At 60.3% G+C, this 25,705-nt stretch carries 24 protein-coding genes; 12 read left to right on the top strand and 12 right to left on the bottom strand.

Annotated elements, in window-relative coordinates:
* Window positions 1–16: 16 nt before the first annotated feature.
* The 3 genes from pstA to BLU24_RS01655 form a co-directional block, all read right to left on the bottom strand.
* Window positions 17–1,687 (bottom strand): phosphate ABC transporter permease PstA, encoded by a 1,671-nt coding sequence (gene pstA / locus BLU24_RS01665; protein WP_090287637.1) that lies wholly within the window; start codon window positions 1,685–1,687, stop codon window positions 17–19.
* Window positions 1,688–1,703: 16 nt separating this feature from the next.
* Window positions 1,704–3,737: an ABC transporter permease subunit gene (locus tag BLU24_RS01660; RefSeq protein ID WP_172833306.1), complete on the bottom strand. Its 2,034-nt coding sequence runs from the start codon at window positions 3,735–3,737 to the stop codon at window positions 1,704–1,706.
* Window positions 3,738–4,150: 413 nt separating this feature from the next.
* A complete protein-coding gene (locus BLU24_RS01655; protein WP_090287642.1) occupies window positions 4,151–5,149 on the bottom strand; it encodes a phosphate ABC transporter substrate-binding protein PstS in 999 nt (332 codons plus the stop codon).
* Between the two features lie 187 nt (window positions 5,150–5,336).
* Here BLU24_RS01655 and BLU24_RS01650 point away from each other — a divergent pair, with 187 nt between their 5' ends.
* Together BLU24_RS01650 and BLU24_RS01645 are read left to right on the top strand one after the other, a co-directional pair.
* A complete protein-coding gene (locus tag BLU24_RS01650; RefSeq protein WP_090287644.1) occupies window positions 5,337–6,395 on the top strand; it encodes a helix-turn-helix domain-containing protein in 1,059 nt (352 codons plus the stop codon).
* The gene (locus BLU24_RS01645; RefSeq protein WP_093096786.1) at window positions 6,392–6,892 is read left to right on the top strand and encodes a PIN domain-containing protein; all 501 of its coding nucleotides are present in this window, start codon (window positions 6,392–6,394) and stop codon (window positions 6,890–6,892) included. The genes BLU24_RS01650 and BLU24_RS01645 overlap by 4 nt, the downstream gene beginning before the upstream one ends.
* A gap of 8 nt (window positions 6,893–6,900) precedes the next feature.
* On the opposite strand, the gene BLU24_RS01640 is transcribed toward BLU24_RS01645, so the two are convergent.
* Complete coding sequence (locus BLU24_RS01640; protein WP_093096782.1) at window positions 6,901–8,199, bottom strand: MFS transporter; 1,299 nt, start codon at window positions 8,197–8,199, stop codon at window positions 6,901–6,903.
* Between the two features lie 377 nt (window positions 8,200–8,576).
* Here BLU24_RS01640 and BLU24_RS01635 point away from each other — a divergent pair, with 377 nt between their 5' ends.
* A complete protein-coding gene (locus tag BLU24_RS01635) occupies window positions 8,577–8,981 on the top strand; it encodes an acyl-CoA thioesterase (RefSeq protein ID WP_003229628.1) in 405 nt (134 codons plus the stop codon).
* Window positions 8,982–9,038: 57 nt separating this feature from the next.
* Window positions 9,039–9,938: a D-hexose-6-phosphate mutarotase gene (locus BLU24_RS01630; protein ID WP_093096777.1), complete on the top strand. Its 900-nt coding sequence runs from the start codon at window positions 9,039–9,041 to the stop codon at window positions 9,936–9,938.
* A 126-nt stretch (window positions 9,939–10,064) separates the two neighbouring features.
* On the opposite strand, the gene BLU24_RS01625 is transcribed toward BLU24_RS01630, so the two are convergent.
* The 5 genes from BLU24_RS01625 to BLU24_RS01605 all read right to left on the bottom strand — a co-directional run bounded on the left by BLU24_RS01625 (window position 10,065) and on the right by BLU24_RS01605 (window position 13,876).
* Entirely contained in the window at window positions 10,065–10,601 is a 537-nt protein-coding gene (locus BLU24_RS01625; RefSeq protein ID WP_090288674.1) for a DUF3299 domain-containing protein, read from the bottom strand.
* A gap of 93 nt (window positions 10,602–10,694) precedes the next feature.
* Window positions 10,695–10,940, bottom strand: coding sequence for a GlsB/YeaQ/YmgE family stress response membrane protein (locus tag BLU24_RS01620; protein ID WP_090287652.1), 246 nt, complete (start codon window positions 10,938–10,940; stop codon window positions 10,695–10,697).
* Between the two features lie 112 nt (window positions 10,941–11,052).
* On the bottom strand, window positions 11,053–12,135 hold the full coding sequence (locus BLU24_RS01615; RefSeq protein WP_090287654.1) for a 5-(carboxyamino)imidazole ribonucleotide synthase: 1,083 nt from the start codon (window positions 12,133–12,135) through the stop codon (window positions 11,053–11,055).
* Between the two features lie 10 nt (window positions 12,136–12,145).
* Window positions 12,146–12,637, bottom strand: a complete 492-nt coding sequence (gene purE / locus BLU24_RS01610; RefSeq protein ID WP_007954291.1) for a 5-(carboxyamino)imidazole ribonucleotide mutase — start codon at window positions 12,635–12,637, stop codon at window positions 12,146–12,148.
* A 330-nt stretch (window positions 12,638–12,967) separates the two neighbouring features.
* Window positions 12,968–13,876: a LysR substrate-binding domain-containing protein gene (locus tag BLU24_RS01605; protein WP_093096772.1), complete on the bottom strand. Its 909-nt coding sequence runs from the start codon at window positions 13,874–13,876 to the stop codon at window positions 12,968–12,970.
* 180 nt (window positions 13,877–14,056) lie between these two features.
* Here BLU24_RS01605 and BLU24_RS01600 point away from each other — a divergent pair, with 180 nt between their 5' ends.
* The 3 genes from BLU24_RS01600 to BLU24_RS01590 all read left to right on the top strand — a co-directional run bounded on the left by BLU24_RS01600 (window position 14,057) and on the right by BLU24_RS01590 (window position 18,616).
* Window positions 14,057–15,481, top strand: coding sequence for an aspartate ammonia-lyase (locus BLU24_RS01600; protein ID WP_093096767.1), 1,425 nt, complete (start codon window positions 14,057–14,059; stop codon window positions 15,479–15,481).
* A 499-nt stretch (window positions 15,482–15,980) separates the two neighbouring features.
* Window positions 15,981–17,429 carry an alanine/glycine:cation symporter family protein gene (locus BLU24_RS01595; RefSeq protein ID WP_093096762.1) on the top strand — a complete coding sequence of 483 codons (1,449 nt, stop codon included), beginning with the start codon at window positions 15,981–15,983 and terminating at the stop codon, window positions 17,427–17,429.
* A gap of 170 nt (window positions 17,430–17,599) precedes the next feature.
* Window positions 17,600–18,616: an asparaginase gene (locus tag BLU24_RS01590; RefSeq protein ID WP_093096758.1), complete on the top strand. Its 1,017-nt coding sequence runs from the start codon at window positions 17,600–17,602 to the stop codon at window positions 18,614–18,616.
* A 72-nt stretch (window positions 18,617–18,688) separates the two neighbouring features.
* On the opposite strand, the gene BLU24_RS01585 is transcribed toward BLU24_RS01590, so the two are convergent.
* Together BLU24_RS01585 and BLU24_RS01580 are read right to left on the bottom strand one after the other, a co-directional pair.
* On the bottom strand, window positions 18,689–19,066 hold the full coding sequence (locus tag BLU24_RS01585) for a hypothetical protein (RefSeq protein WP_093096753.1): 378 nt from the start codon (window positions 19,064–19,066) through the stop codon (window positions 18,689–18,691).
* Complete coding sequence (locus tag BLU24_RS01580) at window positions 19,056–19,547, bottom strand: hypothetical protein (RefSeq protein WP_093096748.1); 492 nt, start codon at window positions 19,545–19,547, stop codon at window positions 19,056–19,058. The genes BLU24_RS01585 and BLU24_RS01580 overlap by 11 nt, the downstream gene beginning before the upstream one ends.
* A 348-nt stretch (window positions 19,548–19,895) precedes the next feature.
* Here BLU24_RS01580 and BLU24_RS01575 point away from each other — a divergent pair, with 348 nt between their 5' ends.
* A complete protein-coding gene (locus BLU24_RS01575; protein WP_093096744.1) occupies window positions 19,896–20,891 on the top strand; it encodes an AraC family transcriptional regulator in 996 nt (331 codons plus the stop codon).
* A 265-nt stretch (window positions 20,892–21,156) separates the two neighbouring features.
* Complete coding sequence (locus BLU24_RS01570) at window positions 21,157–22,182, top strand: histone deacetylase family protein (RefSeq protein ID WP_093096740.1); 1,026 nt, start codon at window positions 21,157–21,159, stop codon at window positions 22,180–22,182.
* Window positions 22,183–22,249: 67 nt separating this feature from the next.
* On the opposite strand, the gene pdxR is transcribed toward BLU24_RS01570, so the two are convergent.
* Window positions 22,250–23,803 carry a MocR-like pyridoxine biosynthesis transcription factor PdxR gene (gene pdxR, locus BLU24_RS01565; RefSeq protein WP_093096737.1) on the bottom strand — a complete coding sequence of 518 codons (1,554 nt, stop codon included), beginning with the start codon at window positions 23,801–23,803 and terminating at the stop codon, window positions 22,250–22,252.
* 91 nt (window positions 23,804–23,894) lie between these two features.
* Between pdxR and BLU24_RS01560 the strand changes: the two genes are divergently transcribed.
* From BLU24_RS01560 to BLU24_RS01550, 3 genes are read left to right on the top strand one after another with little or no spacing between them, the layout of a single operon-like run.
* The gene (locus tag BLU24_RS01560; RefSeq protein ID WP_093096734.1) at window positions 23,895–24,518 is read left to right on the top strand and encodes an FMN-binding negative transcriptional regulator; all 624 of its coding nucleotides are present in this window, start codon (window positions 23,895–23,897) and stop codon (window positions 24,516–24,518) included.
* Window positions 24,519–24,528: 10 nt separating this feature from the next.
* On the top strand, window positions 24,529–24,975 hold the full coding sequence (locus BLU24_RS01555; protein WP_093096730.1) for a GNAT family N-acetyltransferase: 447 nt from the start codon (window positions 24,529–24,531) through the stop codon (window positions 24,973–24,975).
* A 12-nt stretch (window positions 24,976–24,987) separates the two neighbouring features.
* Complete coding sequence (locus BLU24_RS01550; protein WP_093096727.1) at window positions 24,988–25,659, top strand: GNAT family N-acetyltransferase; 672 nt, start codon at window positions 24,988–24,990, stop codon at window positions 25,657–25,659.
* The last annotated feature ends 46 nt before the right edge of the window (window positions 25,660–25,705 follow it).

Below are 25,705 nucleotides of genomic sequence, written 5' to 3'. Positions count from 1 at the left end.
CTTGTGGCTAATGGCTTTAGCTATCCAGTGCTTTGTACTTTTCGCGCAGGTGGTTGCGGATATACACCGCCGACAGGTTCAACGTCGCGATCACCAGCACCAGCAACAGCGCCGTGGCGTACACCAGCGGACGGGCCGCTTCGACGTTCGGGCTCTGGAAGCCGACGTCATAAATGTGGAAGCCCAGGTGCATGATCTTCTGGTCCAGGTGCAGGTACGGGTAGTTGCCATCCACCGGCAGCGACGGCGCCAGTTTCACCACACCCACCAGCATCAGCGGCGCCACTTCACCGGCGGCACGGGCCACGGCGAGGATCATGCCGGTCATCATGGCCGGGCTGGCCATCGGGATGACGATCTTCCACAGCGTTTCCGCCTTGGTCGCGCCCAGTGCCAGCGAACCTTCGCGCACGGTACGCGGGATCCGCGCCAGACCTTCTTCGGTCGCGACGATCACCACCGGCACTGCCAGCAGGGCCAGCGTCAGCGAGGCCCACAGCAGACCCGGTGTACCGAAGGTCGGCGCCGGCAGTGCTTCAGGGAAGAACAAGCGGTCGACCGAACCACCGAGCACGTAGACGAAGAAACCCAGACCGAACACGCCATAAACGATCGCCGGTACACCGGCAAGGTTGTTCACTGCGATACGAATCACACGCGTCAGGGTGTTCTGCTTGGCGTATTCGCGCAGGTACACCGCCGCCAGTACGCCGAACGGGGTCACGATCATCGCCATGATCAGGGTCATCATCACGGTGCCGAAGATCGCCGGGAAGATCCCGCCCTCGGTGTTCGCTTCACGCGGGTCATCCGAGAGGAATTCCCAGATCTTGCTGAAGTAGAAGCCGACCTTGGTGAACGTGCTCATGCCGTTTGGCTGGTAGGCATGCACGACTTTGCCCAGACCGATTTCGATTTCCTTGCCGTTGGCGTCACGGGCGGTCAAGGCGTCGCGGTTGAACTGTGCATGCAGATCGGACAGACGCGCTTCGATGTCTTTGTAGCGCGCGTCCAGCTCGGCGCGCTCGGAGGCCATGTCCGCTTGCGCGGTGGCATCGAGCTTGCCTTCCAGCTCGAGTTTGCGACCGTGCAGACGGATGCGCTCAAGGCCGGCGTTGATCGCGCCGATGTCGGTTTTTTCCAGCGTTTTCAATTGAGCCGCGAGATCGTTGACCCGATCAATGCGCGCTTGCAGCTCAGGCCATGCGGCCTCGCCTTCGGCGATCACCTTGCCGTCCTGTTTAACGTTGACCAGGTAGCCGTAGAAATTGCCCCACTCGCGACGCTCGATCGCCATCAACTCCGGCGGCGTGGTCTGCTTGGTCAGCCAGTCGCCGACGATCCATGTGAAATCGTTGCCGTTCAGGTCGCGGTTACCGACCTTGACCAGCTCGCGGGTCATGAATTCCGGACCTTCGTCAGGCACCGGCAGGCCGGCACTCTTCAGACGGGCACGCGGCACTTCTTCTTTCTGCACCACTTCGCCGACGATCAGGTGATTGGCCTGGCCGGGCACGTCGTAATGCGCGTGGATCAGGTCCGCCGGCCAGAAATGACCGAGACCGCGCACGGCAATCACTGCCAACAGGCCAATGGTCATGATGACCGCGATGGACACCGCCCCACCGCTGATCCAGACGCCTGGGGCGCCGCTCTTGAACCATCCTTTCAGGGAGTTCTGTTTCACAGACTTCTACCTTTGCTTAAAGCGACGAGTATTTCTTGCGCAGACGCTGACGAATCAGTTCTGCCAGGGTGTTCATGACGAAGGTGAACAACAGCAGCACCAGCGCCGAGAGGAACAGCACGCGGTAGTGGCTGCCGCCGACTTCCGACTCAGGCATTTCCACTGCAACGTTGGCGGCCAGGGTGCGCAGGCCTTCGAACAGGTTCATTTCCATGACCGGGGTGTTACCGGTGGCCATCAGCACGATCATGGTTTCACCGACGGCGCGGCCCATGCCGATCATCAACGCCGAGAAGATCCCCGGGCTGGCCGTGAGGATGACTACGCGGGTCATGGTCTGCCACGGTGTAGCACCGAGGGCCAGCGAACCGAGGGTCAAGCCACGCGGCACGCTGAACACGGCGTCTTCGGCGATCGAGTAGATGTTCGGGATCACCGCGAAACCCATGGCCAGACCGACCACCAGTGCGTTGCGCTGGTCGTAGGTGATGCCCAGGTCGTGGGAGATCCACATGCGCATGTCGCCGCCGAAGAACCAGTTCTCCATGAACGGGCTCATGTACAGCGACAGCCAGCCCACGAACAGGATCACCGGAATCAGCAGTGCACTTTCCCAGCCGTCCGGGACTTTCAGGCGGATCGACTCAGGCAGGCGGCTGAAAGTGAAACCGGCGACGAGGATGCCGATCGGCAACAGCATCAGCAGGCTGAAGATGCCCGGCAGATGCCCCTCCACATATGGCGCGAGGAACAGACCGGCGAAGAAACCGAGGATCACCGTCGGCATCGCTTCCATCAGTTCGATCACCGGCTTGACCTTGCGGCGCATGCCCGGGGCCATGAAGTACGCGGTGTAGATCGCTGCGGCAACGGCCAGTGGCGCGGCCAGCAGCATCGCGTAGAACGCGGCTTTCAAGGTGCCGAAGGTCAGTGGCGACAGGCTCAGTTTCGGCTCGAAATCGGTGTTGGCGGCAGTCGACTGCCAGACGTACTTGGGCTCGTCGTAGTTCTCGTACCAGACCTTGCTCCACAGCGCGCTCCACGATACTTCCGGGTGCGGGTTGTCGAGCAGCAACGGTTGCAGCTTGCCGCCGGCTTCGACGATCACCCGGTTGGCGCGCGGCGACAGACCGAACAGGCCCTGGCCGTCGACAACCTGATCGACCAGCAGCGTGCGGTGCGCGGTGCTGTGGAACACCCCGAGCTTGCCGCTGGCGTCGAGGGCGAGGAAGCCTTTGCGGCGTTCTTCGGCGGCGATTTCAACGATGGGTGTGGTGCCCATCTGGAACGTGCGAATCTGCTTCAGGCGCTGCTCGCCATCGGTGTCACGGGCCATGAACCACTGGGCCAGACCGCCCTTGGAGTCGCCGATGATCAGCGAGATACCACCAACCAGTTGCGTGGTCGCGGTGACTTCGGCGTCAGCATTCTCCAGCAGCTTGTAGCGACCGTTGAGGCTCTTGTCGCGCAGACTGAAGACATCGGCCTGAGCGCGACCGTTGACCACGTACAGCCACTGCTGACGCGGGTCGACGAAGATGTTTTTCACCGGCTCAGTCATCTGCGGCAGATCGATACGCTGCTGCTCGTTGGTGACTTCGCCGGTCATCAGGTTCTCTTCGCTGGTCAGCGACAGAACATTGAGTTGCGAACCGGTAGAGCCGACCAGCATCAGGGTCGTATCGGTGGCATTGAGGCTGACATGCTCCAGCGCACCACCACTTTCGTTCAGCGCAATCGGCGTCTCACCGTACGGGAACTCGATGGCCGGCGTGATGGTTTTCTTGCCATCGGGGTAGCTGACTTTGTAGGTGTGACGGAACACCAGCGCCTGACCATTGGACAGGCCCACGGCCACCAGCGGATGACCCGGCTGGTCTTCACCAATGGACGTCACGCTGGCGCCGGCCGGCACTGGCAGATCGACGCGCTTGAGTTCAGCGCCACTGTCGATATCGAAGAACAACGCCTGCCCCTTGTCGGAGACGCGCATCGCCACCTGATTCTGCTCTTCGAGCGAGATCATCAGCGGCTTGCCGGCGTCCTGCATCCAGGCCGGGGTGATCGAGTCTTTCGCGGTCAGGTCGGCACCTTGAAACAATGGCGCAACCACGTAAGCGAGGAAGAAAAAGATCAGGGTGATGGCCGCGAGCACCGCGAGGCCGCCAACGAGGACGTACCAACGGGTGAAGCGATCCTTGAGCGCGCGAATGCGGCGCTTGCGTTGCAGCTCAGGCGTATTGAAATCAATGCGCTTGGGAGGGGAAGTCGTAGTCATTGGGGAATTGGCCAGATCATTCATGCGCACACCCTAGCGATCCTGTATGACAGAAAGATGACAATGCAGTGACGCAGCAAATCCGCCACCCGGAAGGCCCGGCAGCGGAGTCGAAAATTTGGTAATTGTGGGAGCGAGCCTGCTCACTCCCACAAAGAGTCCGGCGTTACGCCGGGCTCGATTTGTTACTGCTTGGCGACAGAGCCGCCTTCCTGCAGACCGAGGTCAGCCAATGCTTTGGCAGCAACCTTGGCTGGCAGCGGGATGTAGCCGTCTTTCACAACCACTTCCTGGCCCTGCTTCGACAGCACCAGTTTGACGAACTCGGCTTCCAGCGGGGCCAGAGGCTTGTTCGGGGCTTTGTTGACGTATACGTAGAGGAAACGCGACAGCGGGTACTTGCCGTTCAGGGCGTTTTCTTCGGTGTCTTCGATGAACTCGCCGCCTTCTTTCTTGGCCAGGGCAACGGTTTTCACGCTGGCGGTCTTGTAGCCGATACCCGAGTAGCCAACGCCGTTAAGCGAACTGCTGATCGACTGCACCACCGACGCCGAACCTGGTTGTTCGTTGACGTTTGGCTTGTAGTCGCCTTTGCACAGGGCTTCTTCCTTGAAGTAGCCATAGGTGCCGGATACCGAGTTGCGGCCGAACAGTTGCACTGGCTTGTTGGCCAGGTCGCCGGTCACACCAAGGTCGCCCCAGGTCTTGACGTCAGCCTTGGCACCGCACAGGCGTGTCGAGGAGAAAATCGCATCGACCTGAGCCATGGTCAGGTGCTTGATCGGGTTGTCCTTGTGCACGAACACGGCCAGCGCATCCACGGCTACCGGGATGGCAGTCGGCTTGTAGCCGTACTTCTGCTCGAAAGCCTGCAGCTCGTTGTCCTTCATCTTGCGGCTCATCGGGCCCAGGTTGGCGGTGCCTTCGGTGAGTGCAGGTGGCGCGGTAGAAGAACCGGCGGCCTGAATCTGGATGTTGACGTTCGGGTATTCTTTTTTGTAGTTCTCGGCCCACAGGGTCATGAGGTTGGCCAGGGTATCGGAACCGACGCTGGACAGGTTGCCCGACACACCAGTGGTCTTGGTGTAGCTCGGGATAGCAGGGTCAACAGCGGCAACCGCGTTGGCAGTCGCAACGCCAGCAGCGACAAAAGTCATTGCCGCCATCAAACGCTTCAGTTTCATGCCTTACTCCTAGCAGATAGGGTGTGTTAAGTCGGGGCCAAGTATCAGCAGGCCGTGTGAACACTCTATGGCTGAAATATGACAATTGGATGAAAGGCCAGTATTGCCGCCAGCAAATAAGAAGAAACGTTTGGCGAGTTGACAAATCACTATCAGAATATAGCCTTGTCAACCACGAGAGGCCCCTATGATAAACGACCGTATTCGCCGCGCGCGCCTGCAAAGTGGCCTCACCCTTGAGGCTCTGGCCGATCAGCTTGGCGATATAACCAAACAAGCCTTGAGCAAATATGAAAAAGGGTTGAGCACTCCAAGCTCGACTCGCCTGTTGCAATTGGCCAAGGCGCTGCAGGTCAGCCCGGAGTATTTCTTCCGCGCGGATGCAATTCCGCTTGCGCCGTTGGAATTTCGAAAGCTGGCCAAGATGCCTAAATACCGCCAGGCACAAGTCGAAGAGAAAATCCGCGAACACCTCGAGCGCTACATAGCGCTCGAGGAATGTTTCAATCCTGCCGATATATATACCCCGGCCACTCCTGCGCAAATGATCCCGGTGTCTTGCCTCGATGAAGCCGAGCAAGCGGCTGAAGAGCTTCGCCAGGTCTGGGGAATCGGCAGCGACCCGATTGCCAACCTCACCGAGCAACTGGAGGAGCACAGCATCAAGGTAGCGATGCTCAAAGGTCCTGATGATTTCGATGGAGCCTGTGCTGCCACCGGCAACGGCGAGCATGTGTTGATTGCATTGAATGCCAATCGACCAGGCGAACGCATCAGGTTTACTGCCGCTCACGAACTCGGTCACTGGGTCATGGCATTACCTGAGGACATGCCCGAGAAAGACAAGGAAAATTGCTGCCATCGATTTGCCGGGGCCTTCCTCTATCCGGCAAAAGGCGTCACCAGTGATTTCGGCAGCCATCCTCGCTCCAGAGTTCACCCAAGAGAACTGCTGATTGCCAAGCGCCAATACGGCATATCGATGCATGCGGCGCTCAGACGCCTGAAGGATCTGAAGCTGCTCAGCGAAAGTGGCTATAAGTCACTGACCATCCAGTTCAGTGCAAACGGCTGGCGCAAGTCGGAACCCGAACCTCTGCCATGCAAGCCGCCACAACGATTTGAGTCCCTGGCATTCTGGGCGCTGGCCGAAGGACTGATCAGCAAATCCAGAGCTGCTGAACTCCTGCGCAAGCCGGTGAGCGCATTGGACCCTAATTTCCTGGGTTCACTGGAGAATGCATGAGTCTGATCTACATCAGCGATACGAATATCTGGATCGACTTTAGAAATGCCGGACTACTGGAGCAAATGTTCCAACTGCCCTTCACCCTTTGTTGTACCGACTTCGTAATGCAAGAGCTCGCCGACTTCCCACATGAAGAACTGCTCAAGCGAGGATTGAGCGTCGAGTCATTTGACGAATCTGGTGTGATCAAACTTTTCGGGTTGAAAATCGAGCACAACAACAGCTCACTGGCGGACGTGTCTTGCTACTTGCTGGCGCAGGAAACAGGACGGCCGCTCTTGACTGGAGATGGCAGGTTACGGCGGCAGGCACAACGCGATGGGCTGCGGGTACACGGTGCACTTTGGTTACTGGATCTTATGGTTGAGCATAAAGTGATCAACGAACAGCACGCAGCAAATGCCTTGGACCACATGCTTGAGCACGGCGCCCGACTACCGGCTGGCGAGTGCGAAGCAAGGCTCTCGCGCTGGCGAGAGCCTTACGTAATCTGAAGTACAGATCAGCGCCCCTTTTTCCACAGCCACGCACCTACAAGAATCCCCATCCCGCACAGCACCGCCACGTAATAAGCAGGCCCCATCGCGCTTTCCTTGAGCAGCAGACTCACCACCATCGGTGTCAAGCCGCCAAAGATCGCGTACGCGACGTTGTAGGAGAACGACAAGCCGCTGAAGCGCACCACCGGCGGGAAGGCCTTGACCATCACATACGGCACCGCACCGATGGTGCCGACCAGCAGACCGGTCAATGCGTACAGCGGGAACAGCCAGTCCGGGTGGTCGGCGAGGCTGTGATAGAAAGTCCACGAGCTGATCAGCAGGCCGAGGCAGCCGAAAACGAAAACGCGGCCAGCACCGAAGCGATCGGCCAGTGCGCCAGCGCCGATGCAACCCAGGCTGAGGAAGACGATGGCCAGGCTGTTGGCCTGCAACGCGGTGGTTGGCGAGAAGTGATAGACCGTTTGCAGCACGGTCGGGGTCATCAGGATCACCACGACCACGCCGGCCGACAGCAACCAGGTCAGCAGCATCGAAATCGCGATCGCGCCGCGGTGATCACGCAGCACCGCGCGCAGCGGTACTTCTTCGGCCAGTGCCTTGCGCTGCTGCAGCTCGGCGAACACCGGGGTTTCGTGCAGCCAACGGCGCAGGTACACGGAGAACAGACCGAACACACCGCCCAGCAGGAACGGGATCCGCCATGCGTAGTCGGAGACTTCCGCCGGGGTATAAATGCTGTTGATCGCCGTGGCGACCAGCGAGCCGAGCAGAATACCGGCAGTCAAACCGCTGGTGAGCGTGCCGCAGGCGTAGCCGATGTGTTTTTGCGGGACGTGTTCGGAAACGAAGACCCACGCCCCCGGCACTTCCCCGCCGATCGCCGCGCCCTGAATGACGCGCATCAACAACAGCAGGATCGGTGCCCAGATGCCGATCTGCGCGTACGTTGGCAACAGGCCCATGATCAGGGTCGGCACGGCCATCATGAAAATGCTCAGGGTGAACATCTTCTTGCGCCCCAGCAGGTCGCCGAAGTGCGCCATGACGATGCCGCCCAGCGGCCGGGCGAGGTAGCCGGCAGCGAAGATGCCGAACGTCTGCATCAGCCGCAGCCACTCGGGCATGTCGGCCGGGAAGAACAGCTTGCCGACCACGGTGGCGAAGAATACGAAGATGATGAAATCGTAAAATTCCAGCGCCCCGCCAAGGGCGGACAGCGACAGGGTCTTGTAGTCATTGCGGGTCAACGGTCGTGCGGGTTGCTCGGGCTGCGCGAGGCTCGAAGGCGCTGTGGTCATGGCAAGGGCTTCTCTTATAGTCGAATCTGTCGCCACAACAACGCTGGCGGTGGCTCGGACAGGTTCGGCACCATAGCAAATTGTTCGAAAAAGCACATAGAGGCGCGTAATTGACGGTCGAAATCAGAACCGGACGGTCGTCGTGGAGTCTACCGACCGATATACTCGCCACCTGCGCAGGTTTTGTAAGAGGTTGCTGTGCGAAAACGTTGTTGGCCCGCCCTTTGCTCGGGATTTAGCCTTTTTCGCAGAGTTTCCCTTTAGGCGCCTGATGGAAAACGTGACGAACGCAGTGTGTTCGGTGTTGAATCGTTTTTCCCGAAGACGGCTACCACCCGCAATACCCACGAAGAGTCACGGGTCAGAGGCCCCTCGGCATGATAGAGCTCGAACAAGAAGATCCGATCCCACAGGGCGACCTGGCCCTGCAAATCACCGCGCTCCCGCGCGAAACCAACGGCTTTGGCGATATTTTCGGCGGCTGGCTGGTCGCGCAGATGGACCTGGCCGGCACCGCCATGGCCAGTCGCGTCGCCGGTGGCCGTGTCGCCACGGTAGCGATCGACCGCATGGCGTTTCTGGTGCCGGTGGCCGTTGGCGCGCAGTTGTCCTTTTATACCCAGACCCTGGAAATCGGCCGCAGCTCGATCCAGATGATGGTCGAAGTGTGGAGCGATGACCCACTCTCCAGCGAATGGCGCAAGGTCACCGAAGCGGTCTTCGTCTTCGTCGCCATCGATGGCAGCGGTCGCACCCGTTCGGTGCCGCCACGCGCGCGTTAAACCTCGCGGCCGTTTTGCGGTCGATAGTCGTCCCCAGTGTCTGATCGAGAGTTGCCCATGAACACGCCCAACGTTGAAGCCGTGAAACAGGATGAACTGAACTGCTGGCGCATCCGCCACGGCAAGGCCGAAGTGCTGGTGGCCCAGCAAGGCGCGCACATCCTCAGTTACCAGGTCGACGGCCAGCCGCCGATCATCTGGCTCAACGACAAGGCCGACTTCAAGACTGGCAAGAGCATCCGTGCCGGCGTACCGGTGTGCTGGCCGTGGTTCGGCAAGTTCGAACGCAACCCGCAGAGCGTGCAGGCCATGTACACCGGCGCACAGCCGGCCCCCGCGCACGGTCTGGTGCGGGCGATGGATTGGGAACTGGGCGGCATCGAGTCGGAGGCTGACGGCGTCAAGGTCGAGTTCAAACTGCCCTACCCGGTAGGTGGCCTGCCGGGCTGGCCCCACGAAGTCGATCTGACCCTGACTTTGCATCTGGCAGATCAGTTGAGCTACAGCCTGACCAGCCACAACCACGGCACCGACAGCGTGACCCTCAGCCAGGCGTTGCACACGTATTTCGCCGTCAGTGACGTGCGTAACGTGCAGGTCGACGGTGTCGCCGGGCTGGATTACATCGAGACCCTGGACGACTGGAACACCGCCAGCCAGCAAGGCGATCTGCAGTTTGCCGGCGAAACCGACCGCATCTACCTCGACGCGCCGCCGCAACTGAGCATTGTCGATCCGACCTGGGAACGCCGCATCGTGCTGACCTCGACGGGTTCGCGCACGGCGGTGATCTGGAACCCGTGGATCGACCGCGCAGCCGCATTGCCGGACATGGACAACGATGGCTGGCAGCGCATGCTGTGCATCGAGAGCGCGAATGTGATGGATGACATCGTCACCCTCGCACCGGGGGCGAGCCATACGATGGGTGTCAGCGTCGCCGCGACACCGCTCTAAGCCACACCGCTATACGAAATGTGGGAGCCAGCCTGCTGGCGATGGCGTTGTGTCAGGCAACGGAAAAGTCTCTGACAGACCGCTATCGCCAGCAGGCTGGCTCCCACAGTTGGTTTGGGGTGGCTGTTAGAGATCCGCTTCCTGCACCACCCGCACCTTGTCCGCCTCCAGCGCATACGCCGCATCGGCCAGGTCGTTGCTGACCTTCTCGATTTTCAGCGTGCCGGTCACCCACAACGGCGTGTAGATATCGTCCAGCTTCAAACCCTTCGGATAACGCACCAGCACCAGCTGATTCGGCGGCGGTGGCGGCACGTGGATGCACGCGCCCGGATAGGGCACGAGGAAAAACAGCGTGCTGCGGCCCTTGGCGTCGGACTCCAGCGGCACCGGGTAACCCCCGATGCGGATGTGCTTGTCATTCATCGACGCCACGGTTTTGGTCGAGTACATCACCGCCGGCAGACCTTTGGCCTGCTTCATTCCGCCCTTCTCGGTGAAGGTGCCGGTGGCTTCCGGGGTGTTGTGGTCGATTTCAGGCATGGCCTCGAGGGCTTTCTGATCCGACTTGGGCATCAGTTCGAGCCAGTCGGTTTCCGGCAGTTCGCCGGCGTGGGCCAAACCGCTGCCCAGCAAGAGGAGAGTCAACAAAAGACGGCGCATGAAGGTGCTCGGCATAGAAAGGAAGGAACGTTGAATCGCCGAGCATTCTAGCCCTCCCGGCCAGTTTGGCAGAGAGGGCTTTGTCGCTTTGGATCAGTTCTTTTTGATCAGGCCGTAGATCACCAGCAGCACGATCGCACCAACCAGCGCACCGATGAAACCGGCACCCTCGCCCGCCTGATAAATGCCCAGAGCCTGGCCGCCATAAGTGGCCGCCAGCGAACCGCCGATACCGAGCAGGATGGTCATGATCCAGCCCATGCTGTCATTGCCCGGTTTCAGGAACCGCGCGAGCAGGCCGACGATCAAGCCGATAAAGATGGTTCCGATAATTCCCATGACATTTCCCTCTGATTTGGTAGATATGCGAAAGCCTAGTCAGAGTTTCGCATCCTGCCATGAGAGAACGGCGGCCCCTGAATGGTTCCGCCGTTGTCACATGAAACTGCCGTTACTCGGCAATCAGCGCTTGAACCTTGACGATCTGCGCCTGCAGCGTAGCCATGTCGGCGCAACGCAGGTTGGCGTGACCGACCTTGCGTCCGGCCTTGAAGGCTTTGCCGTAGTGATGCAGGTGGCAGTCTTCGATGGCGATGACCTTCTCCACTGGCGGAACCACGCCGATGAAATTCAGCATGGCGCTCTCGCCGACCTTGGCGGTCGAACCCAGCGGCAGGCCGGCAACGGCGCGCAAGTGGTTTTCGAACTGGCTGCACTCGGCGCCTTCGGTGGTCCAGTGCCCGGAGTTGTGCACGCGCGGGGCGATTTCGTTGGCCTTGAGGCCACCGTCGACCTCAAAGAATTCGAACGCCATTACGCCGACGTAATCGAGCTGCTTGAGCACGCGGCTGGAATAGTCTTCCGCCAGTGCCTGCAACGGATGATCGGTGCTGGCCACCGACAATTTGAGAATGCCGCTGTCGTGGGTGTTGTGCACCAGCGGATAGAACTTCGTCTCGCCATCGCGAGCGCGCACGGCGATCAGCGAGACTTCACCGGTGAACGGCACGAAGCCTTCGAGCAGGCAGGCGACGCTGCCCAGCTCGGCGAACGTACCGACCACGTCTTGCGGCGTGCGCAGGACTTTCTGGCCCTTGCCGTCATAACCCAGGGTGCGGGTTTTCAGCACAGCCGGCAGACCGATCGCAGCAACAGCGGCGTCCAGATCGGCTTGCGACTGGATGTCGGCAAAGGCCGGGGTCGGAATCCCCAGATCCTTGAACATGCTCTTTTCGAACCAGCGGTCGCGAGCGATGCGCAGGGCTTCGGCACTCGGGTAGACCGGCACGAATTGCGAGAGGAACGCCACGGTTTCGGCCGGGACACTTTCGAATTCGAAGGTCACCAGATCGACTTCATCGGCCAGTTGGCGCAGATGATCCTGATCGCCGTAATCGGCCCGCAGGTGTTCGCCCAACGCGGCGGCACAGGCGTCCGGCGCAGGGTCGAGAAAAGCGAAGTTCATCCCCAGCGGAGTACCCGCCAGGGCCAACATGCGACCCAACTGGCCGCCACCGATTACACCGATCTTCATCTCAACAACCTCAGGCAATACGTGGATCTGGATTGTCCAGGACGCTGTCTGTCTGCTCGGCACGGAAGGTTTTCAGTACCGCGTGGAACTGCGGATGCTTGGCGCCGAGAATGCTCGCCGAGAGCAGGGCGGCGTTGATCGCGCCGGCCTTGCCGATGGCCAGAGTGGCGACCGGAATGCCTGCTGGCATCTGCACGATCGACAGCAGCGAATCGACGCCCGAGAGCATGGCCGACTGGACCGGCACGCCCAGCACCGGCAGGTGGGTCTTGGCCGCACACATGCCCGGCAAGTGGGCAGCGCCACCGGCACCGGCAATGATTACCTCGATGCCACGGCCTTCAGCCTCTTCGGCGTACTGGAACAGCAGATCCGGGGTGCGGTGGGCAGAGACCACTTTGACCTCGTACGGGATGCCGAGCTTTTCCAGCATATCGGCGGTGTGGCTAAGGGTGGACCAATCGGACTTGGAGCCCATGATCACGCCAACCAGTGCACTCATCGTCGCGCCTCTTCTCTCAGGAGCGCCCGCAGGCGCGTCATAAAACAACAAGCCACGCAGGTTGCGTGGCTTGATTGTACGAAAAATGGCCGGACGTGCCGGCCGAAGGCCGCGCAGTATACCGCAAAGAAAGCAATAAACAGCCCCCTGCGCGACCATCTGTCTTCTGCCGCAAAAGCCCGGTTTTGTTGACCTTAAGGTCAGCGACAGAACACTGTAAATCCCCTGTAGGAGTGAGCCTGCTCGCGATAGCGGTGGATCAGTCTCATCAACATTGAATGTGCAGACGCAATCGCGAGCAGGCTCACTCCTACAGGGGTTTGTGGTGGATCAGGAGGATTGTGCAGCGCCGCCTTCGAGCTTGCGCCACAGCAATCGCACGTTGGCCTTGCGCACCAGCGCGCAGCGATACAGGCGAATCTCCAGCGGCACATGCCATTGTGGACCGCCGCAGACCACCAGTTCGCCGCGAGCCAGTTCGGCGCGTACGCTCAGTTGTGGCACCCAGGCGATGCCGAGGCCTTCCAGCGCCATGCTTTTCAGGCTGTCGGCCATGGCGGTTTCGTAGATCGTGGTGAAGCGCAACTGGCGCTGGCGCAGCAGACCGTTCACCGAACGCCCGAGGAACGCCCCGGCGCTGTAGGCCAGCAGGGGCACGCTTGCCTCGCCCTCCAGATCGAACAACGGCTTGCCCTCGCCGTCCGCCGCGCACACCGGGAGCATTTCGGTCTGGCCCAGATGCAGCGAAGGGAAGATTTCCGGGTCCATCTGCATCGCCGAATCCGGGTCGTAAAACGCCAGCATCAGATCGCAACCGCCCTCGCGCAAGGCGTGCACCGCGTCGCCGACGTTGGTCGCCACCAGCCGCGTGGCGATGTTCAAGCCGTCATTGCGCAATTGCGCGATCCAGCGCGGGAAAAAACCCAGCGCCAGCGAGTGCGCCGCCGCCACCTGTATGACTTCGCCCTGCCCGCCTTCCAGATGATGCAGATGGCGCAGCACTTCGCCGAGCTGTTCAACCACGGTGCGTGCGGTCACTAGAAACAGCTGCCCCGCCGCCGTCAGCTCGACCGGCGTGCGCGAGCGATTGACCAGCGTCAGGCCCAGTGCAGCTTCAAGGCTGCGGATCCGCCGACTGAACGCCGGCTGGGTCACGAAACGCCGTTCTGCCGCCTGCGAGAAGCTGCGGGTGGCGGCCAGAGCACTGAAGTCCTCGAGCCATTTGCTTTCCAGATTCATCACGTCCTCCCGGACACGCACCAAAACAGGTCACACGTCTGCCGCACCAGCGGCGTCACATGGTCATTATGCCGAATGTGCATAGGCCAGCGCTTAACAGCATTGGCCCAAAATTTCCTGCAAGCCTAGCATTCGCAGCGTTCCGGCACAGACCGGGTCCTTATCGAGATGATTTCCATCATGTCCTCCGCTGCATCTTTCCGCACAGAAACCGACCTGCTTGGCGCCCTCGACGTACCGGCGCAAGCGTATTACGGCATCCAGACCCTGCGAGCGGTGAATAACTTCCGTCTCTCCGGCGTTCCGATTTCGCATTACCCGAAACTGGTTGTGGGCCTGGCGATGGTCAAACAGGCCGCCGCTGACGCCAACCGCGAGTTGGGTCACCTGAGCGAAGCCAAGCACGCTGCCATCAGCGAAGCCTGCGCCCGATTGATCCGCGGTGATTTCCACGAAGAGTTCGTGGTCGACATGATTCAAGGTGGCGCCGGTACGTCCACCAACATGAACGCCAACGAAGTGATCGCCAACATTGCGCTCGAAGCCATGGGTCACCAGAAAGGCGAGTACCAGTACCTGCACCCGAACGACGACGTGAACATGGCGCAGTCGACCAACGACGCCTACCCGACGGCCATTCGCCTGGGTCTGCTGCTCGGTCACGACACTCTGCTGGCGAGCCTCGACAGCTTGATCCAGGCCTTCGCGGCCAAGGGCAAAGAGTTCGATCACGTCCTGAAAATGGGCCGTACCCAACTGCAAGACGCCGTGCCGATGACCCTCGGCCAGGAATTCCGTGCCTTCGCCACCACCATGGGCGAAGACCTGGCCCGCCTGAAGACGCTGGCCCCGGAACTGCTCACCGAAGTCAACCTGGGCGGCACTGCAATCGGTACCGGCATCAACGCCGACCCGCGTTATCAAGCGCTGGCGGTCCAGCGTCTGGCGCTGATCAGCGGTCAACCGCTGGTTCCGGCGGCCGACCTGATCGAAGCGACTTCCGACATGGGCGCCTTCGTGCTGTTCTCCGGCATGCTCAAGCGCACCGCGGTCAAGCTGTCGAAGATCTGCAACGACCTGCGTCTGCTGTCCAGCGGCCCGCGCACCGGCATCAACGAAATCAACCTGCCGGCGCGTCAGCCAGGCAGCTCGATCATGCCTGGCAAGGTTAACCCGGTGATCCCGGAAGCGGTAAACCAGGTGGCGTTCCAGGTCATCGGTAACGACCTGGCGCTGACCATGGCCGCCGAAGGCGGCCAACTGCAACTGAACGTGATGGAACCGCTGATCGCCTTCAAGATCTTCGACTCGATCCGCCTGCTGCAACGCGCCATGGACATGCTGCGCGAGCACTGCATCGTCGGCATCACCGCCAACGAAGCGCGCTGCCGCGAACTGGTCGAACACTCGATCGGGCTGGTCACCGCACTGAACCCGTACATCGGCTACAAAAACGCCACGCGCATCGCCGGCCTCGCCCTTGAAAGCGGCCGCGGCGTGCTGGAACTGGTACGTGAAGAAGGCCTGCTCGACGAAGCCATGCTCGCCGACATCCTGCGTCCGGAAAACATGATTGCCCCGCGTCTGGTTCCGCTCAAAGCCTGAACCGACACGTAACTTGTAGCACCGCTCACCAGGTCGAGGGACTAGACACCTCTCACCTTTTGAGGGCTTGGGGACCTGGTCCCCGAGCCCTTTTTTTTAACCGTTTGAAGGACAAACGTCTTCTGTGGGAGTGAGCCTGCTCGCGATGAACGATGACGCGGTGTGCCATGAGAACCGCAGCGCCTGCATCGCGAGCAGGCTCACTCCTGCAAAAGCCCGGCGCCGGTTACGCCGGGTGTTTCAACGCTTCGTTTCGTCGCTTGCACCACAACCGTGCAGACGGGCGCGCCACTGATCGGTATAGTGCCGCCCCTCTTCGCGTGAGCGGTCGTCGGTAACGAGGCCATAACCCATGCGAAACCCGAACTAATAACAAAACCCGCGATATGGATCCGGGACGAAACCTTCGCCTCACCCGTTGTGCCGTGCGCACAGCGGTGTAACACGATGTTTCTCCGATCCAGCATTTGCTCTCACAAAAAACAGCGAGGAAAAATCCATGCTCGAAGTCATCAACGACTTCCTCTCAGGGAAAGTACTGATCGTGCTCATTGTCGGGCTCGGTAGCTACTTCACGATTCGCTCGCGTTTCGTTCAACTGCGCCACTTCTTCCATATGTTTGCGGTGTTCCGCGACAGCCTCAAAGGCAGCGCCGGGCAGCTCAGCTCGTTCCAGGCCTTGATGCTCAGCCTCGCCGGCCGCGTAGGCGCGGGTAACATCGCTGGTGTCGGCATCGCCGTGACCCTTGGTGGTCCGGGTGCGGTGTTCTGGATGTGGGTGACCGCACTGGTCGGCATGTCCAGCAGCTTCTTCGAGTGCACCCTGGCCCAGGTCTACAAGCGCGCCGATGGCGACGGTCTGTACCGTGGTGGTCCGGCTTACTACATCCAGCACGGCCTGAAGCTTAAAGGCATGGCAGTAGTGTTCTCCATCCTGCTGCTGGTCACCTACGGCTTCGCCTTCATTGGCCTGCAGTCCTACACCGTGACGCACTCGCTGCAGAATGCCTTCGAGTTCAACCCACAACACACCGGTATCGTACTGGCCGTGCTGCTGGCCATCACTTTCATCGGCGGCATCAAGCGCATCGCTTCGGTGTCCGACCTGTTGGTACCGATCAAGACGCTGGCCTATATCGGCGTGACCCTGTACGTGATCGGCACCCAGATCGAACACGTGCCAGCGATGCTGGAAACCATCTTCAAAAGCGCCTTCGGTCTAGACCCGGCCTTTGCCGGCCTGCTCGGCAGCGCCATCGTCATGGGCGTAAAGCGTGGCGTGTTCGCCAACGAAGCGGGCCTGGGCAGTGCGCCGAACGTCGCCGCCGTGGCGGCCGTCAAGCACCCGGGCGCGCAGGGCGTGGTCCAGGCATTCAGCGTGTTCCTCGACACCTTCGTGATCTGCACCTGCACCGCGCTGCTGATTCTGCTGTCGGGCTTCTACACCCCGGGTTTCGAAGGTGACGGCATTGTCCTGACCCAGAACTCGCTGGCCGCCGTGGTCGGTGACTGGGGTCGCATGTTCGTCAGCGTCGCGCTGTCGCTGTTCGTCTTCACCTGCATCCTCTACAACTACTATCTGGGCGAGAACAGCCTGCAATTTCTCACCCGCAACCGCGCCGCACTGATGATTTTCCGCGGTCTGGTGCTGGCACTGGTGGTGTGGGGTTCGATGCAGGACCTCACGACCGTATTCGCCTTTGCCGACATCACCATGACCTGCCTGGCGTTCGTCAACCTGCTGGCCCTGGCCATGCTGTTCAAGGTCGGCATGCGCGTCATGCGCGACTACGACGAGCAGCGCCGCGCCGGCGTCAAACAGCCCGTGTTCGACTCGAGCAAATTTCTCGATCTGGACCTGGATCGCAACGCCTGGCCGGCCAACCCGCCGGCAGCTGCGGGTAAGACCGAAGCTGAGCCGCAAGGCGTACCTGCAGCGCAACGCTGACCGGTGAATGACGGGCGCATCCCCTGCGCCCGTCAGTTATTGTGGTGCAATAACTTGTAGGAGTGAGCCTGCTCGCGAATGCTATCCGTCAGTTGATACAAGGCTGACTGACACATCGCTTTCGCGAGCAGGCTCGCTCCCACAGGGCCCTCATCGTTTCGGAGAATCCCATGAATTCGTCGACTTATCCCGCCGCCCAACACGTCATGGTGCTCTACACCGGTGGCACCATCGGCATGCAGGCCAGCGCCAACGGTCTGGCCCCGGCGTCCGGTTTCGAAGCGCGCATGCGCGAATATCTGCACAGTCAGCCGGAGCTGGTCGTGCCGCAGTGGCGCTTTCGCGAGATGTCGCCGCTGATCGACAGCGCCAACATGACCCCTGACTATTGGCAGCAACTGCGCGATGCGGTGGTCGATGCCGTCGACGTCCAGGGTTGCGACAGCGTATTGATCCTGCATGGCACCGACACGCTGGCGTACAGCGCGGCGGCGATGAGTTTCCAGTTGCTCGGCCTGCAGGCTCGCGTGTGCTTCACCGGTTCGATGCTGCCCGCCGGCGTTACCGACAGCGATGCCTGGGAAAACCTCAGTGGCGCACTGGTCGCTCTCGGCCAGGGGCTGGCGCCCGGCGTGCATTTGTACTTCCACGGCGAACTGCTGCCGCCAACCCGTTGCGCGAAGGTGCGCAGCTCCGGCCGTCATCCGTTCAAGCGTCTGGAGCGTCAGGGCGGCGGTCTCAAAGCCCCTTCGATTCCAGCGTCGTTGCACTACAACCAGCCGAAACAACTGGCCAAGGTTGCCGTGCTGCCGTTGTTTCCGGGCATCAGCGCCGAAAATCTCAACGGCTTGCTCGACAGCGGCATTCAAGGATTGGTGCTGGAATGCTACGGCAGCGGCACCGGGCCGAGCGATAACCCTGAGTTCCTCGCCAGCCTTGGTCGGGCACGGGATAACGGTGTTGTGGTGGTAGCGGTCACGCAGTGCCATGAAGGTGGCGTCGAGCTGGATGTGTATGAGGCGGGTAGTCGCTTACGCGGTGCTGGTGTGCTGTCCGGTGGTGGCATGACCCGGGAAGCGGCGTTCGGTAAGTTGCAAGGTTTGCTAGGCGCCGGACTGGACACTGCCGAGGCGAGACAGTTGATCGAGTTGGATCTTTGCGGTGAACTGGCAGCGCATGTGGGCTAAGTCCAGGTTACCAAAGCCGCATTGAGTCGCGAGCCGCTCTCCCTGAACCTCAAAGGGAGCGGCTCATAGCAACTATGCGTTTTTCGTTACTACAAACTTACCCGTTATACTTTCTGGAATATCTTCATGAGCAAAACGGGCTTCGAACTCACCGTAATAATGCCCCTTCTCCGCCCCTCGATTTATTTCTAACTTTGATACTGACTGCGCTGGAACAAAGGCAAGGTCTTTAAAGATAAAAACATTTGCAAACTCGCCATTCTTTAGCGTTACAGAATAGACGCCTTGCTGCCCAAACGACGCCACAACGAGACTTGGATCATCGGGATCCACATCACACTTGAAAGCGAGAAAAGATTCCGGCTGGGTACTGCCGTCGATAAATGCCGTCAACTCGCCAGATACTTCTACTCCAGCGGCTCCAATTTTCACATTCGAATTATCGGCCATGATTAACTCCTCTCAGGGAAACTATAATGCCGCCGGCCTGAAACCACTCCAGTCGGTAAAGTTGATTGAATATACTGAAACGGAGCTTATTCGTTTCCGACCGTGAATTTCCCATCGGATAACGTCCAGCTTGAACCCGCCGAACCAACTGCTTGAAGAGTGCCTTCGTAACCGCTACCAGCTTTGCAGCCACTTTGATCTTGCCACCTTCCCAAGAAACAGGTTTATCATCAACGCTATAACTGACATCCACCCCCGCTGCACCATGTTGAAGCTCGTTTCCTACTTCATTTTTTGGAAACTTCGTAGAAACCACACCGGTGGTAGAACTTGCATCACCAAACTGAAAAACCAGACTCCCGAGAATATCTATCAATTGAAACGCCGCAAGACTTTTCGGCTCGGCATTAACCTTAACATCCAATGCCCCTGTTACCGCCTTATCGCCGGAGGTTGATTTATCTGCCGATTGATTAGCCATGACATACTCTCCATATAAAATTTACTGGTCACTTGCAAAATCCAAACTAGACCCCCAAAAGTACCCGGTCAAGAAAAAATTCAAAAACACACCGGCGCTTTTTATAAATCTATTTTTTCGGATAAGCGGTCAGTTTTTCGTAGAAAACCTGTCAACTATTACAGTGTAATCGATCAAGCAAACAGACTAACCTGAGCGGGGGACATACTGCGTTTTGCACTGAGCGACCTATTAATCCACTTTCTCTTATTACACGGTCGGCAAATACTTATTAATGTTCACTCATCGGCGCCAACAGGGCGGCACACAACTTGCTGTGATTCCACGATCTGGTTCCGGAAGATGCCCATGCTCCACTCCCACCTCACCACCCTCAACGCGGTCTCGCTGATCCTCAACACCTTCAAGGCCGAAGGCTTGTCGAGCGAGGCGTTGCTGGCTGGCAGTGGCATCACCGCCGCGGATTTGCAACGAGCCGACACGCGCATCACCACCAATCAGGAGATGCAGGTTTGCGCCAACGCGGTCGCGCTCAAGCGTGACATTGGCCTGGAACTGGGACGGCGCATGCATGTTTCCTGCTACGGCATCCTCGGGTACGCCTTGCTCACTTGTGCCACCTTCGGTGACGCATTGCGCTTGGCGATTCGTTATCCGGCGCTGCTGGGAACACTTTTCGAGTTGAGCCTTGAAGAGGACGGCGAGCGCATCTGGTTTGCCGCCGCCGATTACCGTGAGAGCCCGGCCATGGCAGTATTCAACGCCGAATTCTGCCTGGTCTCGCTGAAGGTCATTTGCGATGACTTGCTCGGGCATTCATTGCCACTGCTCGCGACACGCTTCGAACATGCCGCGCCGGACTACCGCGACAGTTACGCCGAGCATTTCGATGCGCCGCTGCACTTCGGCGCCGGGGACAATGCGTTCGCCTTCGAGCGCCAATGGCTGGACCAACCGCTGCCATTGGCCGACAGCATTACCCATCAAGCCATGGCCGAGCGCTGCCGCAAACAGAACCTTGAATTCACCGGACGCCAGGCCTGGCTCGGACGGATTCGGCAGTTGCTCAGCGCGCAGTTGAACGCCGCGCCAGGGCTCGACGGTCTGGCGCAGCAAATGAAATGCTCACCGCGCACTTTGCGCCGGCACCTCAAGGACATGGGCAGCAGCTACCAGGAACTGCTCGATGAGCTGCGTTTCGAGCGGGCCAAGCAGATGCTGTGTGAGGATCAGTTGCCGATCTACCGCATCGCCGAGACTTTGGGGTTCAGCGAGACCGCAAGTTTCCGCCATGCGTTTGTGCGCTGGAGCGGTGTGGCGCCGAGCCAGTTTCGCCCACACTGAGGACAGAATGTAGCAGTGAGCCTGCTCGCGATTGCGGTGTATCAGAAAGCTTTATTGGTAACTGACAGACCGCTATCGCGAGCAGGCTCACTCCTGCAGGGGCCTTGTTCCAAGCGCCGATGGAGGGTGGATTCAAATCGAAGGGGCGAATTGCGGACACAGCTTTTGGCCAGATCCATCCCCTTTTGGCCGCTCCTGCCGTTCTCCGATTGACCTTGCGCCGCAACACTGAAGGCCACCGAACCAGCCTTGCGGAGAACAACAAATGCTGACGATCTACTCGGACGATCACCACCTGCACCATGGCCGCTGCGAGCTCATCGATGGACAGCTCAAACCCTGCTTCGAGATGCCTTCACGCGCCGACCATGTTTTGCAGCGAGTGAAAAGCCAGAACCTCGGCCCGGTTGAAGCACCGCAGGATTTCGGTCTGGAGCCGATCGCACGCATTCATGACCGCGACTATCTGGACTTCTTCAAGGGCGCCTGGGCGCGCTGGACCGAATTCAATACCGACGGCGACTTGCTGCCGTACACCTGGCCGGCGCGCACCCTGCGCGCGATCAAACCGACCAGCCTGCATGGCCAGCTCGGTTACTACAGCTTCGACGGCGGCGCACCGATCACGGCCGGGACCTGGCAAGCAGCCTACAGCGCAGCGCAAGTGGCGCTGACCGCGCAAGCCGCGATCCAGCGCGGCGCACGCAGCGCCTTCGCCCTGTGCCGTCCACCGGGACACCACGCCGCCAGTGACCTGATGGGCGGATATTGCTACCTCAACAACGCCGCCATCGCCGCGCAGGCGTTCCTCGATCAGGGTCACAAGAAGGTCGCGATCCTCGACGTCGATTACCACCACGGCAACGGTACCCAATCGATTTTCTATCAGCGCAGCGACGTGCTGTTCACCTCGATCCACGGCCATCCGGAAGCGGAATTTCCGTTCTTCCTCGGCTATGACGACGAGCGTGGCGAAGGCGCTGGTGAAGGCTTCAATTTCAACTATCCGTTGCCGGCCGGTTCCGGTTGGGGTGCGTGGAGTGCCGCGCTGGAGCGGGCCTGCAAGGAAATCGAAGGTTACGGCGCCGACGTCATCGTCGTGTCGCTCGGCGTCGACACCTTCAAGGACGATCCGATCTCACAATTCAAGCTCGACAGCCCCGATTACCTGGCCATGGGCAAACGCATCGCCGCGCTTGGCAAACCGACTCTGTTCGTCATGGAAGGTGGCTATGCCGTGGAGGAAATCGGCGTCAATGCGGTGAACGTGCTGGAAGGTTTCGAGCGATAAATCCCATCATCTTCAAGCAATAAATGACCCGCCGACGCGGGTCTTTCTTGTCCCCGCGCGTTGTTTTCTAAGCCCGCCACGCCTGTCGCAAGCGGATCAGCGCCGCTTTGATTGCCGGTTCCGGCACGGCGGCGAACCCCAACACCAGCCCGGCGCGCTGATCCGCCGGGGTGCTGGAGTCCGGTAGCCAGTAACCGCTCAAGGCATTGATCTCCACCTCGACGCGGGCGGCTTGTTCAATCAATTGCCGCTCGCGTTCGAGGCTATCGACGGCCACCGTCAAATGCAGGCCCGCCGAGACGGCGGGCAATTCGCCTACGCCTTCAATCTCACGCGGCCAGCCGTCGAGCAGCGTATTGCGGCGGCTCAGTGCGGCCCGGCGCATGCGCCGGATGTGCCGCTGGAAATGCCCGGCGGCCATGAACTCGGCCATCACCGCTTGAGTGCTGACTTCGGAGTGCCGGACGTCCACTGCGCGGCGTTGCGAGAAGCCATCTACCAATGCCGGCGGCAACACCAGATAACCGAGACGCAATGCCGGGAACGCGACCTTGCCGAACGTGCCGACATAAAGCACGCGCCCCTGGCGATCGAGTGCTGCCAACGGTGCCAGCGGCGCCCCGGTGTAACGGTACTCACCATCGTAGTCGTCCTCGACGATCCAGCCTTGGCTGCGCTCGGCCCACGCCAGCAATTCCAGGCGCCGCGCCAGGCTCATCACCACGCCGGTCGGGTACTGGTGGGAGGGCGTTACGTAAGCGACGCGGCAGTCGCCGCTGGCGGATAACGCCGAGCAATCCATGCCCTCGGCGTCCACCGCGATGCCCTGCAAATGAGCGCCCGCCACGGCGAAGGCGTGACCGGCGGCGCGGTAACCCGGATTTTCGATCGCGACACTGTCCCCAGGCTCCACCAGCAACTGTGCACAAAGGCTGATGCCCTGTTGTGCACCGCTGGTGATCACAATTTGTTCAGCCGAGCACTGCATACCGCGCGAGCTGCGCAGGTACGCAGCGATCATCGCGCGCAGACGCTGATCGCCGGAAGGATCGCCGTAGCACAACTGTTCCAGGTCCGGCTTGCGCCAGAAAGCCGCATTCAGCTTGGCCCACACGTCAAACGGGAATAGATCAAATGCCGGAACGCCGACCCGAAATGCCCGGGGCGGACCACTCGGCGGTCGCGGCAAATGGTTGCCTTCAATGCGCGAAAAACCGCCACTGTGGATAACTTTACTGGATGAAACCACAGGCAAATCCAGCCAATTTGTGGATAAGGCTGTGGGTAAGCCTGTTGAAAACCCTGTGGACAGTTTTGTGGATAGTTTTTTCGCCAGCGCCGCTGCCGGCACTAATTGCGCAACGTAAGTACCGTCGCCCACGCGCCCTTCGATAAACCCTTCGGCATAGAGCTGATCATAAGCCCGCACCACGCTGTTGCGGGAAATCCCCAGCGCTGCCGCCAGATCACGACTGGCCGGCAACCGCGTGCCGCTCGCCAGGCGTCCATCCAGAACCCGCAGGCGCAGCGCCTGGTAAAGCTGGCGGCTTAGACCCAGACGGCGATCGAGTTCGATACCGGCCGGATTGAACGGCATGGACAACAGCGCTGAATCAGGCATGACAATGGACCTATTAAATTGGTCAGCAATGGCTCTTACAACAGACCAATAGCCTGCCTAGGATGCGGGCATTCGCCAAGGAAATTCTGTCATGTATACACCCCGCGCCTTTGCCATCGAAGAACTGTCCCAATTGCACGAATTGATCCTCGCCACCCGCCTCGCCATTCTCGTCAGCCATGGCGAAAACGGCCTGCAGGCCAGCCACGTGCCGGTGCTGCTGCATCGCGAACAAGGCGAATACGGCACGCTGTACGGGCATCTGGCCAAGGCCAACCCGCAGTGGAAAGACTTGCGCGACGGTGCCGAAGCCATGTTGATCTTTGCCGGCGCCGACGCCTACGTCAGCCCGGGCTTCTACCCGAGCAAGGCCGAGCACGGCAAAGTCGTGCCTACCTGGAATTACATCGCCGTCCACGCCTACGGGCATGCCGAGACCTTCAGCGATGGCGGGCGCCTGCTCGACATCGTCAGCACCCTCACCGACCGCCACGAAGCCGGGCAGGCGCAACCCTGGGCCGTCGCCGACGCGCCTGCCGATTATATTGACGGCATGCTCAAGGCCATCGTCGGTTTTGCCATTCCGATCGAACGCCTCGAAGGCAAACGCAAGCTCAGCCAGAACCGCAGTGCCGAAGACGTTGCCGGGGTGCGCGACGGCCTCGCCGCCAGCCCGGACGTCAACGATCAAACCCTCGCCCGCTTGATGCGTTAAGGAAATCACCATGAGTCAGATCGACATTCGCCCGGTCAGCGCCGCTGACCATGCTGCGTGGCTGCCGTTGTGGCAGGCGTACCTGCGTTTCTACAACACCGAACTGGCGGACAGCGTGACGCACAGTACCTGGCAGCGCTTTCTCGAGCCCAGCGAGCCCACCCATGCCGCGTTGGCCTGGGCCGACGGCAAGGCGGTGGGCATGGTGCATTACATCTATCACCGTTCGAACTGGAGCATAGAAAACGCCTGCTACCTGCAGGATTTGCTGGTGGTTCCTGAAACCCGTGGCAGTGGCGTCGGCCGGCTGCTGATCGAACACGTCTACGCCACCGCCAAGGTCGACGGCTGTGGCAAAGTCCATTGGTTGACCCACGAAACCAACGCCACGGCGATCCAGCTCTACGAACGGATCGCCGAACGCCCGGGCCTTATCCAGTTTCGCAAAGCCCTTTAAGGAGACGCGCACATGACCGCTTCACTCGCTGACTGGAAAGGCGTCCCCGCCCCCACCGCCACCCTTCTCGAAGGCCGCTTCATCCGCCTGGAAAAACTGGATCCGGCGCGGCATGCCGATGAGCTGTACGCCGCCCTCGAAGGCCCCGGTGCCGACCCGAAACTCTGGGATTATTTGCCGTACGGCCCGTTTCCCGAGCGTGGTGCATTCAATGACTGGCTGAACAATCACGCGGCCAACAGCGACCCGTATTTTTTCAGCGTTGTCGATCGGGCAACCGGTCAGGTGCAGGGCATCCTCAGCCTGATGTCGATTGTTCCGGCGCAGGGCCGCATCGAAATCGGTCACGTCACGTTCGGTGCGCCGATGCAGCGCTCGCCGAAAAGCACCGAGGCGGTGTATCTGCTGGGCCAATATGCCTTTGAGCTCGGTTATCGCCGTCTCGAATGGAAATGCAACAACGGCAACGCCCGCTCCAGATACGCGGCCGAGCGTTTGGGTTTCAGCTTCGAAGGGGTGTTCCGTCAGCACATGGTGGTCAAAGGCCAGAACCGCGATACGGCCTGGTATTCGATCCTGGATTCGGAGTGGCCGGCGATTGGCGCAGGCTTCGAACGCTGGTTGAGCGATGACAATCAGACGCCGACCGGTCAGGTCAAAGGTCTGGCCGAGTGCCGAACCTAGTCTTCACAGACGCCCCTGTGGGAGCGAGCCTGCTCGCGAAGACGGC

Origin of the sequence: Pseudomonas sp. Z003-0.4C(8344-21) (genome assembly GCF_900104975.1) — a bacterium.
Classification (GTDB): domain Bacteria; phylum Pseudomonadota; class Gammaproteobacteria; order Pseudomonadales; family Pseudomonadaceae; genus Aquipseudomonas; species Aquipseudomonas granadensis.
This window is presented reverse-complemented; position numbering and strand designations above follow the sequence as displayed.